The following is a 15,506-nucleotide window of genomic DNA, read 5'->3' on the forward strand; positions in this document are numbered from 1 at the left end:
AAGAAATTGAGCGGACGCGGTGCGTTGTGACCCCAGGGATCGAAGGGCTGCTTGGGATGCGTCGTTCGAGGACACGCACTTCGGGCCGCGATCCACGACGGCAAGCCGACCTGGCGAGCGCGTATGCGGCGCCGGAGGGCGATGCGAACGACGCCGATGAGGAAGACGACGAGGACGTCGAATGATGCGAGCCATCGCGACATCTCGCCGGTGCGTCGACGGGCCGTCGCGGCCCGTCGACGCCCGGTCTTACTTCAGGCGGCAGTCGCGGACGGTCGCGATCCCCGATGCAAAATCGCCCACGCAATGCAGCGTGACGCGCTTGCCGACCAGCCGCTGCGCCTTCTGCTCGGCCGCCGCATCGACAAACGACGCGCGCACCGCCTGATCGGCATCCGCGTCTTCGCCGATATTCGCCAGCGTCTTGCCCGTAAAGCCCTGCTCGAGACTGAGCAGCGTGCCCGTCAGCGCGACCGGCTGGTCGAAATACTTGTCGCCGCCCGAACCCGTATAAGCCTCGATCATCTGCGCGGCCGATACCTTGAGCTCGCCTTTCGCGGCCATGGCGCCCGAAGCGATCGTCAGCGCGAGCGCGGCAAGTGCGATTCGTTTCATTGTCTGGATTCTCCGTGGTTGAACAGTGTTTCGAAAAAGATGGCGCTAGCGCGCCGGAGGAACACGACGGCCCTGCACGCACGCGCCCCGTGTCCGCCCCATGGGCAACACGACGGCGCACGACGCGCACGGCATGACGGCTATTTGCGTGGGGCTGCTTCGATCAGTGCGACGGCACGGTGGTCATACACGTCGGGCGTCGCCTTCGCGCCGCGCACGACGGCTTCGCGCACGGTGCCGGTGGCGTCATCCTTGCCCGCGCCGATCAGCGCGGGCGCATCCGGATCCGCGCCGGCATCGAGAAGCGCCTTCACGCAGTCAGGGTTGTGCACGATCGCCGCGCGCAGCAGCGGCGTCTCGCCCCAACGGGCGCGTTGCTCGCCCCGTTGCGGCTCGATCGGCGTGCCGGGTTCATGCAGGATCGCGATGCGCTCGGCCGCGGTCGGGTCGGGCTGCCCGTCCAGTTCGTAGCGTCGCTCGCACACGAAGCTGAGCGGCGACTGTCCGGTCTTCGCATGCGCGTACGGATTGGCGCCGGCGTCAACCAGCAGCTTGAGCACGTCGAGATCGGATGCCGAGCGTCCGGTCAGCACCGTGTATCCGTTCGGGTCGACGGCGCGGGCATCGGCGCCGGACTTCAGCAGCATCCGGATGAGCTCGGGCGAAGGGGTGTACGCATTCGCGGCCATCACCAGCGGCGGCTCGCCGCTCGGCGCGATCGCGTTGACGTTCGCGCCCGCGCCGATCAGCAGGCGGATCGTTTCGAGCTGGCCGGGCTTGAGTTCGCCGAGCGTCGCGTTGCTGATCGCGTACGTCAGCAGCGTCCAGCCCTTGGGCGACATCGGCATGTTGATCGCAACGCCGGACGTGATGAACAATGCAACGACGTCCGGCACCTGGCTGACGACGGCCAGCCCCATCGGCGTGAGTTCGGCATCCGGCATCGCATAGCGCTGCTTCGCCGTCTTGTCATACGGATGCGCGCCCTGCTTGAGCAGCGCGCTGACGCGCGCCAGGTTCCGCGGGGTTTTATCCACCGCGTAGTCGCCCATGGCGACCATCAGCTTCCATTCCTTGCCTTCCAGCGCGTAGCTCGCACCGGACAACGCCATTCCGACGCACAGGCACGCCATCCCCCGCGCCAGCACGGCAGCGGTTCTTTTCGTTCTTGCCCGCATGAACGCTCTCAGTATCGTTGTGTATTCGTGGCGCTGTCGCGCGCCGACATGATCGACGAAACACCGCACACGCGCAACGTTCGCGCGATAATTTCCAAAGCCGGGACGGGAAAGCAACCAGGACGACGAGGATGGGAAGAGACTCGTGTGGGCCGCTGCAAAAGTCCGGCGCGCGCCGGACCGGGCAACCCCGACCCGGCGCTCCGGGCAGCCGACCTCGCATCGGCATCGCGGCGGACCTACTTTCGTTCTTCACTACGTCTGCTCTCAGGCTCACTTCATTTTTTTTCTTCGCCGCGCCGCGCCATTATCCGCTCAATCCGGTCAGAGTGAAACGTTTGCGAGCGCACCAGGCACGTTATACCGGTCATTCGGCAACAGTCTTTCTGAATGCTTACGACTCGCGCGATGCGATTCGGCAATTCTTGCATTCGCGACGGCGTTCCTTTTTAATGGAACTGGTTCCATTGATTGATTCGGCCAGGTTCCCGCGTGACGCATCGCCGTGTGCGCGTCATCATGCCGATTCAGGATCGAGGATCATTCAGCTCAGGATTCGCATCGCCCGTCCTTCCAGGACACCCCGTCAAACGAGACCGTCATGCCCGATTCCGCCTCCCTGCAGCAGCTGTTTCCCGCCTATCAGGACATCCCCGCCGAGTTCCGGCTCACTGCACCGATCCACCAGCGCGTGTCGCTCGTCGACGGCGAATTGCGACCGTGGGACGGTGCGACCAAGACCGTGCTGTCGCCCGTGTGCGTGCGGCAGGCGGACGGCAGCGTCGAGCAGGTCGAGATCGGCAGCTACCCGGTGATGGGCGAAACGGAAAGCGACGCGGCGCTCGATGCCGCGGTGCGCGCGTACGATGCCGGCCGCGGCGAGTGGCCGACGATGAAGGTCGAGCAGCGCATCGCATGCATGCAGGACTTCATCAAGCGGATGGTCGCGCAGCGCGAACTCGTCGTGAACCTGATCATGTGGGAGATCGGCAAGAGCCTCGCCGATTCGCAGAAGGAGTTCGATCGCACCGTCACGTACATGACGCAGACGATCGATGCGCTGAAGGAACTCGACAACGCGAACTCGCGCTTCGTGATCGCGGAAGGCACGATCGGCCAGATCCGCCGCACGCCGCTCGGCGTCGTGCTGTGCATGGGTCCGTACAACTATCCGCTGAACGAAACTTTCGCGACGCTGATCCCCGCGCTGCTGATGGGCAACACCGTGGTGTTCAAGCCGCCGCAGTACGGCACGCTGCTGTTCGAGCCGCTGCTCGAGGCGTTCCGCGACGCGTTCCCGAAGGGCGTGATCAACACGATCTATGCACCGGGCGCGGTGGTCGTGCCGCACATGCTCGCGTCGGGCAAGATCAACGTGCTCGCGCTGATCGGGTCGAGCAAGGTGGCCGATCACCTGAAGAAGCAGCACCCGAAGTCGCACCGGCTGCGCGCGATCCTCGGCCTCGACGCGAAGAACGCGGCGATCGTGCTGCCCGACGCCGATCTCGATCTCACCGTGAAGGAGTGTCTGCTCGGTGCGCTGTCGTTCAACGGCCAGCGCTGCACCGCGCTGAAGATGCTGCTCGTGCATCGCTCGATCGTCGACGAATTCCTGAAGCGCTTCACCGCCGCGCTCGAACAGCTGAAGATCGGCATGCCGTGGGAGAAAGGCGTCAGCATCACGCCGCTGCCGGGCATGCATCGCACGGCCTACATGACGGATGCGATCGACGATGCCGAGGCCAAGGGCGCGCAGGTCGTCAATCATTCGGGCGGCGAGTTCAGCAAGACGCTGTTCTACCCGGCTGTCGTGTATCCGGTGTCGGAAGGGATGAAGCTGTATCGCGAGGAGCAGTTCGGGCCGATCATTCCGGTCGCGCCGTTCGACGACGTCGAGACCGCGCTCGACTACGTGACGACGTCGGATCACGGCCAGCAGGTCAGCATCTTCGGTTCCGATCCGGCGCAGATCGGCGCGCTCGTCGATCCGCTCGTGAACCAGGTGTGCCGCGTGAACATCAACTGCCAGTGCCAGCGCGGGCCCGACGTGTTCCCGTTCGCGGGCCGCAAGGATTCGGCGGAAGGCACGCTGTCGGTGAGCGACGCGCTGCGCGCGTTCTCGATCCGCTCGATGGTCGCCGCGAAGCAGACCGACAGCAGCAAGCAGTTGCTCGATTCGATCGTGTCGGATCACCACTCGAAGTTCATCAACACGGGCTTCATTTTCTGACGCCAGGTTGATCGATGCCGGCGCCTCCGTCGCACGTCGGTGCGGCGGAGGGTTTCACACACGCATCGCGCGGCTAGACGTTCGTCACCAGCAGCCGAACGCCCGCCACGCCGAACACCACGGCCAGACACGCCTCCATCGCACGCCGGCCGCGCACGTACAGCCGGCGCGCGCCGTCCATCGAGAACACGAGCGCATAGCCGCCGAACACCAGGCTGCCGATCACCAGACAGCCCGGCACGATGGCGCCGTGCGACGCACCCGCGCCGTTCGACGACAGCGCGACGATCGATACCCACACGAGGATCGCCTTCGGATTGGTCAGGTGCAGCATCGCGCCGCGCACGTAGAAGCGCGACAGCCGCTGCTCGCGTGCCGCGTTCGCCGCTGCCGGCGGCGGGCCCGACAGCGCCGTGCGCCCCGACTTGAACGCGAGCCACAGCAGGTACAGCCCGCCGAAGACCTTGATCGCGACCAGCAGCTTCGACCACGCGAGCAGCGCGGCCGAGACGCCGAGCGCCGCGATCGTCGCCCAGAACATCGCCCCCGAAATCACGCCGAGCGCGAACGCGAACGCCGCCTTGCGGCCCTGGTTCGCGGCGACCGACATGATCGCGAGATTGCTCGGCCCGGGGCTGGCCGTGCCGATGAAATAGGCGGTATAGGCAAGCAGCAGGTTGGCGGAGAAGAAGGCATGGACGCTCATGGCGAACCTCGCGGGGATGATCCGGAGATTGTTGGCAAACCCGCGCCGTCTGCCCATGGACAGTTGGTCGGCAATTCGCTGGGCCAGTTTCGCAGCCATACACCCGGGTCGTCCCTCACGTAAACGTCTCGGTTTTGAAACACCCGGTGCATTCGCGGCCGGTTTCCGCCGTACGACGAATGGCGCCCGCTTTCCGGCATTCAGCACCGGCGAACGCACGTCGGGCGCGGCCGGGACGTGCGAAACGCATCGTCCCGGCCGTCCGTCGGCAGAGTCGGGCGACGGGTTTCATTCGCGCGTTACGTTACATCCCTGAAGCATTTCGCTTCGTCGATCGGTCCTGCCTCTCCGGCGCACGTCGCGCCGCGCGTATGGATGCCTTCCTCGACCGCCGCCGCGATCCAGTACCGGCGGGACTCGCCGACGTCGTCTTAACGCGGCTCAACATTGCTCAACAATCGTCTGGCGACGCTGGTACGGAACCTGCATTCCGTTCGGGTGAGCACCGCGCCGATCAAAGCGCGGACACACATCCACCCACGGGCGCGTCCACGGATGCGCCCGAACGATCCGCACACGCACGAGGCTCTTCATGGATGCGCAGCCCAACTCGTCCGATACGTCGTTCCAGCTCTTCCTCGCGAAGGTGCTCGAACAGCCGCTGCCCGACTGGACCGAAAAACAGCAGATGGAACTCGAGATGGCGCGCACGCTGTCGACGCAAATGGTCACGCTCGCCGAAGACATGCGCGGCCGCACGCCGGATCTCGCGCGCTGCCTCGTGCTGCTCCGCTACGCGAAGGTGCTCGACTTCATGCTGACGTCGCTCGCCGCGCACCGCGACATTCATCCGCAGACACTGCGCACGCTGTTCCGGCTCGCGAACCTGAAGGTGGACGACTCCTATCCGGCTTGAACCGGCACATCGCATCGGCTGCCACGGACGGCCATCACGGCAGGCACAGCCGCGCCCGATTCCGTCCATCGACATGCCCCTCGTGAACGCGGCCGACTTCGACCGGATCCGTACGACGGCCACACGGGCATCGTGCTGACCGCACTGGCCGACGGCACCTGGTCGTACGGCCCCGCGAACGTCGCGCCGGCCCCGGATCAATCGGACCGGAACAGCCGGGCGTTCCGCTTCCGAACCCACAACGGCTGATCCCGCCCATCAGCGCCGCGCGCCGCCCCCTCCGCGCAAACGGATGTACAATCGCGCGCCATGAACGCACTTCGCCGCTTCCTGCTTCGGCCCGGCGTCGCGCGACAGCTGCTGTGGGGGCTCCTCCTCGTGACGCTGCTGTCCCGCGCGCTGATGTCGGGCGCCGTGATGCTCGATCCGGACGGTCCGGATGCGGGCTCGGTGGTGCTGTGTTCGGGGCGCGGCCCGCTGATCGTCAGCGTCGCCGCGCTGGCCGCCCGCTTCGATGCGAGCGCACCGATCACGCCGGCCAACGATGCGCTGGCGCTCGTCGATGCGCTCAAGCATGACGCGCATGGCGGCAAGACGGCGTCCTCCGGCGACGGCGACAACCTGTGCGCGTTCGGTGCCGCGCTGTTCACCGCGCTCGCGTCGTTCGTGCTGCTGGTGCTGCTGTTTCCCGCCGCCGCACCACGACGGTTTCGCGTTCACTTCGACAGCCTTCCTTACGTGCGATCGAGATTCGACGATCGCCCGCCTTCCCGCGCCCCTCCTCTGTTCTGCTGAACGTTCCGCCCTGTGGCGCGTGCACGTCGACGTGCATGCGCGTTCACGCCGTTCGTTTCACACGACCTGATTCACGCGTTCATCCGCAGGCCCGCACCGCGCGGGCGACGCCGCGTTGCGCCTCGTTGGCGCAGGACGCCGCGCCGCCCGTTGCGTCGATGCGCGCATGCGGCCGCGACGCACGTTGACGGCAGCCGGCCCGCGCCGGCCGTGCCGCTCGACGAACCCGAGGACCTGACACCATGTCGACCACCGTCGATCGGGCAATCGCGCCCACCCGTTCCGCAAGCGCCGGTTACCGGACGCTCTGGCGCTGGCACTTCTATGCCGGCCTGTTCGTGATGCCGTTCCTCGTGATCCTCGCGATCACGGGCACGCTTTATTGCTTCCAGCCGCAGATCGAGCCGTTGCTGTATCCGCACCGGCTGGTCGTCGAGTCGCGCGCGGCGCCGCGGCTCGACGCCGACACGCTGCTCGCACGCGCACGCACCGCGATGCCGGCCGGCGCAACGCCGGTGTCCGCGCAGGTGAGCACCGCACCGGATCGCAGCGCCGAGTATGTCTTTCGCCTGCGCGACGGCAGCCGCGAGAGCGTGTACGTGAACCCGTACGACGGCAGCGTGCTCGGCACGCTGAGCGTCGACAACCGCTTCATGCAGGTCGACCGGATGCTGCATCGCAAGCTGCTGCTCGGCAAGACGGGCGAGTTGCTGATGGAGCTCGCCGCGTGCTGGACCTTCGTGATGATCGGCACCGGCATCGCGCTGTGGTGGCCGCGCGGCGCTGCACGCGTCGGGCGCGCACTGCGGCCCGACCTGTCGCTGCGCGGCCGGCCGCTGTGGAAGAGCTTCCATGCGACGGCCGGCATCTGGCTCGCAGCCGGCACGGTCGCGTTCATCCTGACGGGGCTGCCGTGGTCGGGCTCGTGGGGCAAGAACTTCAAGGCACTCGCGGCGACCGTGAACCTTGGCGCGCCGGAAGGCGCATGGGGCGGCTCGCCGGTGCGCTCGACGCGACCGGGCGCCGCAACGACGCCCGAGCCGACACCGGCGCAGGCCGCCGCACCGTCCGGCCATCATCACGATTCCGGCGACTCGATGCCGGGGATGGTGATGGACGACCTGCCGTTGCCGCGAACGCCGTGGGCGGTCGGCAACGTGCGCGTACCGCATTCGCCGTCGGTGCCGACGCCCGCACCGCTGCCGCTGGCCCGCGCGATCGCGATCGTCGCCGGGCTCGGCGTGACGAGCGGCTACACGCTCGCGCTGCCGTCCGGCGCGGACGGCGTGTTCACCGCGTCGTACTTCCCGGCCGACCCGAAGGCGGAGCGCACCATCTACCTCGACCAGTACAGCGGCGCCGTATTGAAGGACATCCGCTATGACGACTACGGCGCGGTATCGCAGGCCGTATCGTACGGCACTTCGCTGCACATGGGCCGTTACTTTGGACTCGCAAACCAGATCATTTGCGCGGTGTTGTCGCTCGGGCTGGCCGCGATGGCCGTCACCGGCACCGTGATGTGGTGGAAGCGCCGCCCGGCCGGCACGCTGGGCGCCCCGTCGCGCGAGCGCGGCACGCCGCCGATGCGCGGCTGGATCGCGGGGCTCGTGTTGCTCGGCATCGTCTTCCCGCTGATGGGGCTGACGATCGTCGCGGTCTGGTTGCTCGACCGGCTGCTGTTCGGCCGCGCACCGCGCGCCGCAGTGTGATCGCCCCAGCGCTTCCCCCATTCGAAGGAACCCGAAACAATGAAGTTCAGATTGATGCTGCCCGCCGCCGTGCTCGCGGCCTTCTCACCGGCCGGGCAGGCACAGGAAAGCGGTGTCGACCGCATCGGCGCCACGCTCGCCCCGATCCGCGTCAATGCGCAAAAGGCGCCCGCGCTCTCGCAACCGCTCGACACCGGCAGCCATCTCGGGCTGTCGCCGCTCGAGACACCCGCGAGCGTCGAACAGATCAACCGCGCGACACTCGACACGCGCGGCGACAGTTCGATCATCGACGCGGTGAGCCGCGCCGCCGGCATCAGCGCGTCGCCGCACCCCGGCAACGGCAACTCGGAGCTCGCGGCGCGCGGCTTCGTCGGCGCATCGTCGGTCACGCAGCTCTATGACGGCGTGCGCCCGTACGGCGCGATCGGCGTCACGTTCCCGTTCGACACGTGGTCGGTCGACCATATCGACGTGCTGCGCGGCCCTGCTTCGGTGATCTACGGCGAAGGCGCGATCGGCGGCATCGTCAACATCGTGCCGAAGAAGCCGACGCGCACGCCGATCCGCAACGAACTGCAGGTCGGCGGCGGCACCGAGGGTACGGCGCGCGCCGCGTTCGGCAGCGGCGGCGCGATCAACGACAAGCTGTCGTACCGCTTCGACATCAGCGGCAACCGCTCGTCGAACTGGGTCGACCGCGGCGATTCGCGCAACCTGTCCGTCTCCGGCGCGCTGCGCTACGACGTCACGCCCGACCTGTACGTAACGGCGTCGTACGCGCAGGGCTTCATGCATCCGATGCAGTATTTCGGTGTGCCGCTCGTGAACGGCACGCGCGATCGCGCGCTCGACAGGAAGCACTACAACGTCGGCGACAGCGACATCGCGTTCCGCGACAGCTGGGCCACCGTATCGGCGAACTGGCAGCCGAGCGACAGCCTGAACGTGACGACCACGTTGTACCGGATGAAGAGCAATCGTCACTGGAAGGACGCCGAGTACTACACGTACCTGCCGTCGAGCGCACAAGTCCGGCGCAGCAGCTACACGGAAATCTTCCACGACCAGCAGCAGTACGGCAACGTGACGACGGCCACCGTGAGCGGCGCGCTGCTCGGCATGCGCAACACGTTCTCGACCGGCTTCGAGTTCAACCATACGACGTTCCAGCACGACAACAACTCGCCGTATTCGGGCACGTCGACGGTCGATCCGTTCGACTTCGCCCCGGGCAGTTTCATCAACGCGGCCGGCACCGTTCCGAAGTATCGCAGCCAGTCGAACCAGTACGCGCTGTTCGCGGAGAACCGGCTCGAGATCACGCCGCGCTGGTCGGTGATCGGCGGGTTGCGCTACGACCATGCGAGCGTGAACCGCGACGACCTCGTGAACGGCGGCGCATTCACGAAGGTGTTCGCGAACACGGGCTGGCGCATCGGCACCGTGTACGACGTCCGGCCCGGTCTCGCCGTGTACGGCCAGTATTCGGTCGCGGCCGATCCGGTCAGCTCGCTGCTGTCGCTGAATGCGTCGAAGGCGAACTTCACGCTCGCGACCGGCAAGCAGATCGAGATCGGCGTGAAGCAGTCGTTCCTCGATGGCAAGGCGGAATGGACGCTCGCCGCGTACCGGATCGTGAAGAGCAACCTGCTGACGGCCGATCCGGTGAACCCGAACCAGTCGATCCAGGTCGGCCAGCAGTCGTCGCGCGGGCTCGAGGCGACGGTCGGCGCGGAGATCGCGAAGGACTGGCGCGTCGACGCGAACGTGTCGATCCTGCGCGCGAAGTACGACGATTTCCAGCAGTCGTCGGGCGGCACGACGGTATCGCGCGCGGGCAACGTGCCGGTATCGGTGCCGCAGCGGCTCGCGAACCTGTGGGTGAGCTGGCGCTTCGCGCCGGACTGGACGGGCATCGCGGGCGTCAAGTACGTCGGCAAGCGCTTCGCCGATACCGCGAACCAGCTCGTGATGCCGTCGTACACGACCGTCGACCTCGGCCTTGCGTGGAAGCCGCGCAAGGACACGACGATCACCGCACGCGCGTACAACGTCTTCAACCGCCGCTACGTGCAGTCCGCGTATTACAACGAAACGCAGTATCTGCTCGGCAACGACCGGCGGTTCGAGGTGCTGGCGAACTACCGGTTCTGACGGCGCATGCCTGGCTGCGCGGCCGGCCGGTCGCCGGCCGCACCGCCGCAGGCACGCACGCGCAGATCACGCACGCGTGCCCGCCGCACGCCCCGCCATCCACTTCCGGTAACGCCGCGTCTGGCACTGCGCGGCCAGCTGCTGCCGCACCAGCGCGCGCAGCGGCGACACCTGCGGATGCGTGCGCCGCCCTTCGCTGAGCCGCGTGAGCTGGAACTTGACGACGGCCATGTTGGCTAGCGCACCCAGCGCCTTGTTCTTCCAGCGGATCGGCTGCAGCACCGGCGCGCTGTCCTTGCCCGCGCGCCAGTCGCGCGGCAGGTTCGGGTCGATCGACAGCGCGGTCGCGATGCCGACCATCGCCACGCCGCTGTTCACCACCTGCTCGGCCACCGCACGACGGCGAATGCCGCCCGTGACCATCAGCGGCATCCGCGCGACGGCCGTGATGTCACGCGCGAATTCGAGGAAATACGCTTCGCGCGCCAGCGTGCGCCCGTCGCGTGCCTCACCCTGCATCGCCGGCACTTCATAGCTGCCGCCCGACAGCTCGACGAGATCGACGTCGAGCGGATTCAGCAGCTCGACCACGCGCTTCGCGTCGTCCGCGCTGAAACCGCCGCGCTGGAAATCGGCCGAGTTCAGCTTCACGGCAACGACGAAATCCGGCGACACCGTCGCGCGCACGGCCTTCACGATGTCGAGCAGCAGGCGCGCGCGATTCTCGATGCTGCCGCCCCACTGGTCCTGCCGGCGGTTCGTCAGCGGCGACAGGAACTGGCTCAGCAGATAGCCGTGCGCCGCGTGCACCTGCACGCCAGTGAAGCCGCTTTGCTCCGCGAGCTGCGCGGCGCGCACGAAGCGCTGCTGCACATCGCGGATATCGGCTTCCGTCATTTCCTTCGGCACCGGGAACTGCTTCGACAACGCACCGAGCGCGAGCGGCACGGCCGACGGCGCGAGCGTCGTCTGGCCAAGCGCCGCCTGCATCTGGCGCCCCGGATGATTGATCTGCATCCACACGTGCGCGCCGCCCGAGCGCGCGATCTGCGCCCAGCGGCGGAAGCGGTCCAGATGCGCGTCGCTTTCGAGCACGACGCCGTTCGGCCCCGTCATCGCGCGGCCGTCCACCATCACGTTGCCGGTCAGGATCAGGCCGACCTGGCCGTCGGCCCACGCCTGGTACAGGCGCAGCAACGCGTCGGACGGCGCGTGGTCCGCATCGGCCATGTTCTCTTCCATCGCGGCCTTGGCCAGACGGTTCGGAATCACCGCCCCGTTGGGCAGTGTCAGCGGTGTAAACAGGTTCATGGAGGGCACCCTCGATTGACGATGCTCAACGATAACTTTAAAGTCAACTTTAAGGTCAAGCCCTTTTGGAGTACACACCATGAAAATCGGCGAACTGGCGAAGGCGAGCGGCCTCGCGGCGTCGCGCATCCGTTTCTACGAAGCAAGCGGCCTGCTCGAGCCGGCCCGCCGCCAGGCGAACGGCTATCGGGAATACGGGTCGGAAGCGTTGACGCGGCTGGCGATCATCGACCGTGCGCAACGCGCGGGCTTCACGCTCGACGAAATCCGCGCGGTGCTGCCGCCCGACCTCGGCGCGTGGCCGCGCGACGAACTGCTGGTCGCGCTGCGGCACAAGGTCGACGAGATCGCGCTGCTCGAACAGCGGCTCGCGCAGAACCGGCGACACCTCGAGACGCTGATCGACGAAATCGAGAACAAGCCCGAAGGCGAGGATTGCGCGGGCGCCGCGCAACGGATGCTCGACCGGCTCAGCGAGCAAGCCAGCCAGCCGCTGGAGTCCGCACCTGTGGTGCGACCGGCGCGCAAGCGCGCGTGACCGACTACACAGCGTCACCCATCGATCAACCCGCGCTGCGGCGAGACGCGTCGGCGCATGCGCGCCGGCTTCCGCCGAGCACCCTCACGACCGTATCCGCATGACGATCCCCCGTATCAAAGGATTCCTCATCGCCGCGCTGCTGACGCTCGGCATCGGCAGTGCTTTCGCGTCGACGTGCGACGACGCACATTCGTCGATCCGTTGCCCCGACACCTCCGACCTGCCGGCCGACATCGCCGCGCAACTGCCTGCCGGTTATGAAGCGCTGGATGCCGCATCGGGGCGCCTGACCGACGGCACGCGCAACGGTTACGTCGTCGTCGCGCATCAGCCCGGCGATTCGATGAGTTCGCCGTCGCTGCGTCCGCTGCTGATCTTCCTGCAGGGTGCGAACGGCCGCTACCGGCTCGCGGCCCGCAACGACACCGTGATCATGAAAGCCGACGAAGGCGGCACGGGCGACCCGTATCTCGATGGCGTCGCCGAGAACGCGCTCACGGTCGAGCCTCGCACGTTCACCGTCGAACAGGGCGTATTCGCGGGGCACAACCACTGGCGCGATCGCGTAACGTTTCGCTACGACGTTGCGCACCACACGTGGGTGTTCCATCGCGAAGTGTTCCGGAACTGGCGATTCAACTACGAGCAGGACGGCGATGCGCTGAAGGCCGACCCGGTGCGCGTCACGCGTGCGAATGCGGCAAAGGCCGTTTCGTTCGAAGCGTGGCGGCCGAGCTACTGGTGCGATTCCGCCGAACGACGAGAAAGCGATCCGGCTTGCCGCAAGCATTGACGGGGATGCTTCTGCAGCTGCGAGGAATTGCTTACGTCGCAGGTAATCGACGCGCGCCGCCCGCGCCGCGATCATGGCTCCAACGACTCACGAACCGCATCGCACCAAGGAGCCTGCCATGACCGCCTACGCCATCGCCCACCTGCACGACGTCGACCTGTGCGACGACATCGTCGAATACCTCGAACGCATCGACGGCACGCTCGCGCCGTATGACGGTCATTTCGTGATTCACGGCGCACGGCCGGAAGTACGCGAAGCCGTGTGGCGCGGCGACCTGATCGCGATCGCGTTTCCCGATCTCGACACGGCGCGTGCGTGGTACGACTCGGATGCGTACCGGCAGATCCAGCCGCTGCGCGCACGACACGCGAGCGGCCCGCTGATCCTGATCGACGGCGTCGACGAACGGCACAAGGCGACCGACATCCTGCGCTGAATCATGACGCCGGCGATGCCGGCAACGCCTTACGACGCCTTCCGCTCCATCGGCTCGCCGACAACGAAGCCGCCGCCCTGGAACCGCTGCGCGGGATCGTCGTACTCGGCGGTCGGCGCCGTCACCGGGAACAGCCCGGCGAACTGCTCGGAGCTGTCGCGCGGGCGGAAGCCGAGGAAGCCGGCCTTCGTGTTGTCCCACCACTTCACCGGGTTGTCCGACGCGCCGTACACGATCGCGTGCCCGACGCGGTTCGTCAGCAGCGAGCAGCGCACGAGCTCGATGAAGTCGCGATAGCTGAGGAACGTGACGAGCATGCGCGGATTCTTCGGCACTTCAAACGACGAGCCGATCCGCAGGCACACCGTCTCGATCCCGAAGCGGTCGAAGTAATAGCGCGACAGCGATTCGCCGAAGCACTTCGTCACGCCGTACAGGCTGTCGGGGCGCAGCGGCGCATCGGCGTCGAGCACTTCCGTGACCGGATGGAAACCGATCGCATGGTTCGAGCTCGCGAACACGACGCGCTTCACGCCATGCTTGCGCGCGGCTTCGTACAGGTTGTACGTGCCGGTGATGTTCGCACCGACCAGATCGTCGAACGGCGCGTCGACCGAAATGCCGCCGAGGTGGACGATCGCGTCCACGCCTTCGACGAGTTGCATCACGGCCGGGCGATCGGCCAGGTCGACCACGCGGATTTCTTCATGCGCGGCCGCATCGTCCAGCGCGGCGATGTCGCTGACCCGCACGATGTCGGCCCAGTCGGCGAGCGCGCCGCGCAACTGGCGGCCGAGGTTGCCGGCCGCGCCCGTCAGCAGCAGGCGCCCGAACGGTTTACGCGCGGCGGTGGATGTGGCGTTCATCGAATCTCCTTGAATCTGACCAAATAGGAAAACGTTTTCCAACTATACGCGGTGGCGGCGCCGAACGTCAATGGTCGAACCTGCTCGCAGTCATCCGCATTTTCCCGATATCGACGGGTGGCCGCGGGCCGGCTTTTTCTGCCACAATCCGGCGTAATCGAACGAAAACGTTACCCTGCGAATGAAAAAAGTTTCCCCGACGATCCGCGACGTGGCCGCGGAAGCCGGCGTGTCGGTCGCGACGGTATCGAAGTACGTGAACGGCACGCAGCGCTTCTCGCCGACCGTCGAGGCGCGGCTCAAGGAATCGATCGAGCGTCTCGGCTACCGGTCGAACCCGCTCGCGCGCTCGATGATCACCGGCCGCACGCGCACGATCGGCCTCGTGATCCTCGACATCAGCAACCCGCACTTCACGAACGTCGTGAAAGGCGCGAACCGCGTCGCGCTGCAGCATGACTACACGCTGCTGCTCGTCGATACCGAAGAGAGCCAGGCGCGCGAACGTTCGCTGATCGAAGCGCTCGCGCAGCGCGTCGACGGGCTGATCGTCAGCACGCGGATGCCCGACGACGAAGCCGGCTGGATGCTCGACCTCAACAAGCCGCTCGTGCTGCTGCGTCGCAGCCCCGGCCTGCCGATTCCGAGCGTCGGCATCGACAACCGGCTGTCGACCTACATGCTCGCGCGTCACCTGCTCAATCTCGGCCACACGCGCATCGCCTATCTCGGCTTCGGCACCGCGCGCGTGAACGACGAGCGGATCCAGGGCGCGCGCGACTGCCTCGCCGAAGCGGGGCTCACGCTCGACGTGCACGATGCGCACGCGCCGACCGCCGAAGCCGGCGAGCGCGCGTGTTCGCGCGTGATGCTCGGGCCGCAGCGCCCGCAAGCGGTGATCTGCTACAACGACCTGATCGCGCTCGGCTTCATGAAGGAAGCCGCGTCGCTCGGCTTCCGGTTGCCGCAGGACGTATCGGTCGCGGGCATCGACAACGTGCCGTACGGCGAATACGCGGCGCCCGCGCTGACGACCGTCGACATCCAGAGCGAGAACATGGGCGAGCTTGCGATGCAGAAGCTGATCGACGCGCTCGCGGGCCGCACCGATGCGAGCTATTCGACGTTCGAGCCGCGGCTGATCATGCGTGCTTCGACGGCGTCGGCCGGCTGACCACGCGCACGCCACGCACGCCAAAAGAAAACGCGCCGCCCGAGGGCGGCGCGTTCGTTTGCCGGGATGCAAT

13 protein-coding genes and 1 pseudogene are annotated in these 15,506 nt (G+C 67.0%); 9 read left to right on the top strand and 5 right to left on the bottom strand.

Annotation, left to right across the window (positions count from 1 at the left end; translation table 11 throughout):
• Window positions 1–249: 249 nt before the first annotated feature.
• Window positions 250–615, bottom strand: coding sequence for a hypothetical protein (locus tag AC5LXX_RS28595; protein ID WP_493403978.1), 366 nt, complete (start codon window positions 613–615; stop codon window positions 250–252).
• Between the two features lie 140 nt (window positions 616–755).
• The gene (locus AC5LXX_RS28600) at window positions 756–1,793 is read right to left on the bottom strand and encodes an ankyrin repeat domain-containing protein (RefSeq protein ID WP_493411947.1); all 1,038 of its coding nucleotides are present in this window, start codon (window positions 1,791–1,793) and stop codon (window positions 756–758) included.
• A 601-nt stretch (window positions 1,794–2,394) separates the two neighbouring features.
• On the opposite strand from AC5LXX_RS28600, the gene AC5LXX_RS28605 reads away from it, so the two are divergent.
• The gene (locus AC5LXX_RS28605) at window positions 2,395–4,023 is read left to right on the top strand and encodes an NADP-dependent glyceraldehyde-3-phosphate dehydrogenase (RefSeq protein WP_493411948.1); all 1,629 of its coding nucleotides are present in this window, start codon (window positions 2,395–2,397) and stop codon (window positions 4,021–4,023) included.
• A gap of 73 nt (window positions 4,024–4,096) precedes the next feature.
• Here AC5LXX_RS28605 and AC5LXX_RS28610 read toward each other — a convergent pair whose 3' ends face one another.
• Window positions 4,097–4,729 (bottom strand): LysE family translocator, encoded by a 633-nt coding sequence (locus tag AC5LXX_RS28610; RefSeq protein ID WP_493411949.1) that lies wholly within the window; start codon window positions 4,727–4,729, stop codon window positions 4,097–4,099.
• 592 nt (window positions 4,730–5,321) lie between these two features.
• Between AC5LXX_RS28610 and AC5LXX_RS28615 the strand changes: the two genes are divergently transcribed.
• The 4 genes from AC5LXX_RS28615 to AC5LXX_RS28630 all read left to right on the top strand — a co-directional run bounded on the left by AC5LXX_RS28615 (window position 5,322) and on the right by AC5LXX_RS28630 (window position 10,309).
• The gene (locus AC5LXX_RS28615) at window positions 5,322–5,645 is read left to right on the top strand and encodes a DNA-binding protein (RefSeq protein ID WP_493411950.1); all 324 of its coding nucleotides are present in this window, start codon (window positions 5,322–5,324) and stop codon (window positions 5,643–5,645) included.
• 309 nt (window positions 5,646–5,954) lie between these two features.
• Entirely contained in the window at window positions 5,955–6,440 is a 486-nt protein-coding gene (locus AC5LXX_RS28620) for a DUF2946 family protein (protein WP_493411951.1), read from the top strand.
• Between the two features lie 242 nt (window positions 6,441–6,682).
• Window positions 6,683–8,152: a PepSY-associated TM helix domain-containing protein gene (locus AC5LXX_RS28625; protein ID WP_493411952.1), complete on the top strand. Its 1,470-nt coding sequence runs from the start codon at window positions 6,683–6,685 to the stop codon at window positions 8,150–8,152.
• Between the two features lie 39 nt (window positions 8,153–8,191).
• On the top strand, window positions 8,192–10,309 hold the full coding sequence (locus AC5LXX_RS28630; protein ID WP_493411953.1) for a TonB-dependent receptor: 2,118 nt from the start codon (window positions 8,192–8,194) through the stop codon (window positions 10,307–10,309).
• A gap of 66 nt (window positions 10,310–10,375) precedes the next feature.
• Here AC5LXX_RS28630 and AC5LXX_RS28635 read toward each other — a convergent pair whose 3' ends face one another.
• Window positions 10,376–11,620, bottom strand: a complete 1,245-nt coding sequence (locus AC5LXX_RS28635) for an NADH:flavin oxidoreductase/NADH oxidase family protein (protein WP_493411954.1) — start codon at window positions 11,618–11,620, stop codon at window positions 10,376–10,378.
• Window positions 11,621–11,699: 79 nt separating this feature from the next.
• On the opposite strand from AC5LXX_RS28635, the gene AC5LXX_RS28640 reads away from it, so the two are divergent.
• The 3 genes from AC5LXX_RS28640 to AC5LXX_RS28650 all read left to right on the top strand — a co-directional run bounded on the left by AC5LXX_RS28640 (window position 11,700) and on the right by AC5LXX_RS28650 (window position 13,393).
• Window positions 11,700–12,158, top strand: a complete 459-nt coding sequence (locus AC5LXX_RS28640) for a MerR family transcriptional regulator (RefSeq protein ID WP_493411955.1) — start codon at window positions 11,700–11,702, stop codon at window positions 12,156–12,158.
• Window positions 12,159–12,258: 100 nt separating this feature from the next.
• On the top strand, window positions 12,259–12,954 hold the full coding sequence (locus tag AC5LXX_RS28645; RefSeq protein ID WP_493411956.1) for a hypothetical protein: 696 nt from the start codon (window positions 12,259–12,261) through the stop codon (window positions 12,952–12,954).
• 118 nt (window positions 12,955–13,072) lie between these two features.
• Entirely contained in the window at window positions 13,073–13,393 is a 321-nt protein-coding gene (locus tag AC5LXX_RS28650; RefSeq protein ID WP_493411957.1) for a DUF1330 domain-containing protein, read from the top strand.
• Window positions 13,394–13,422: 29 nt separating this feature from the next.
• Here the strand turns inward: AC5LXX_RS28650 and AC5LXX_RS28655 are convergent, their stop codons facing one another.
• Window positions 13,423–14,259: an NAD-dependent epimerase/dehydratase family protein gene (locus AC5LXX_RS28655; RefSeq protein WP_493411958.1), complete on the bottom strand. Its 837-nt coding sequence runs from the start codon at window positions 14,257–14,259 to the stop codon at window positions 13,423–13,425.
• A gap of 70 nt (window positions 14,260–14,329) precedes the next feature.
• On the opposite strand from AC5LXX_RS28655, the pseudogene AC5LXX_RS28660 reads away from it, so the two are divergent.
• A pseudogene (locus AC5LXX_RS28660) lies at window positions 14,330–15,433 on the top strand (LacI family DNA-binding transcriptional regulator).
• The last annotated feature ends 73 nt before the right edge of the window (window positions 15,434–15,506 follow it).

It is taken from the genome of Burkholderia torrens (genome assembly GCF_984668525.1).

Excerpts from the sequence above, each read along its gene's own strand:
- AC5LXX_RS28655 (WP_493411958.1), bottom strand. The coding sequence starts at position 14,259 with ATGAACGCCACATCCACCGCCGCGCGTAAACCGTTCGGGCGCCTGCTG.
- AC5LXX_RS28645 (WP_493411956.1), top strand. The coding sequence starts at position 12,259 with ATGACGATCCCCCGTATCAAAGGATTCCTCATCGCCGCGCTGCTGACG.
- AC5LXX_RS28650 (WP_493411957.1), top strand. The coding sequence starts at position 13,073 with ATGACCGCCTACGCCATCGCCCACCTGCACGACGTCGACCTGTGCGAC.
- AC5LXX_RS28605 (WP_493411948.1), top strand. The coding sequence starts at position 2,395 with ATGCCCGATTCCGCCTCCCTGCAGCAGCTGTTTCCCGCCTATCAGGAC.
- AC5LXX_RS28600 (WP_493411947.1), bottom strand. The coding sequence starts at position 1,793 with ATGCGGGCAAGAACGAAAAGAACCGCTGCCGTGCTGGCGCGGGGGATG.
- AC5LXX_RS28615 (WP_493411950.1), top strand. The coding sequence starts at position 5,322 with ATGGATGCGCAGCCCAACTCGTCCGATACGTCGTTCCAGCTCTTCCTC.
- AC5LXX_RS28595 (WP_493403978.1), bottom strand. The coding sequence starts at position 615 with ATGAAACGAATCGCACTTGCCGCGCTCGCGCTGACGATCGCTTCGGGC.
- AC5LXX_RS28635 (WP_493411954.1), bottom strand. The coding sequence starts at position 11,620 with ATGAACCTGTTTACACCGCTGACACTGCCCAACGGGGCGGTGATTCCG.
- AC5LXX_RS28625 (WP_493411952.1), top strand. The coding sequence starts at position 6,683 with ATGTCGACCACCGTCGATCGGGCAATCGCGCCCACCCGTTCCGCAAGC.
- AC5LXX_RS28620 (WP_493411951.1), top strand. The coding sequence starts at position 5,955 with ATGAACGCACTTCGCCGCTTCCTGCTTCGGCCCGGCGTCGCGCGACAG.
- AC5LXX_RS28630 (WP_493411953.1), top strand. The coding sequence starts at position 8,192 with ATGAAGTTCAGATTGATGCTGCCCGCCGCCGTGCTCGCGGCCTTCTCA.
- AC5LXX_RS28610 (WP_493411949.1), bottom strand. The coding sequence starts at position 4,729 with ATGAGCGTCCATGCCTTCTTCTCCGCCAACCTGCTGCTTGCCTATACC.
- AC5LXX_RS28640 (WP_493411955.1), top strand. The coding sequence starts at position 11,700 with ATGAAAATCGGCGAACTGGCGAAGGCGAGCGGCCTCGCGGCGTCGCGC.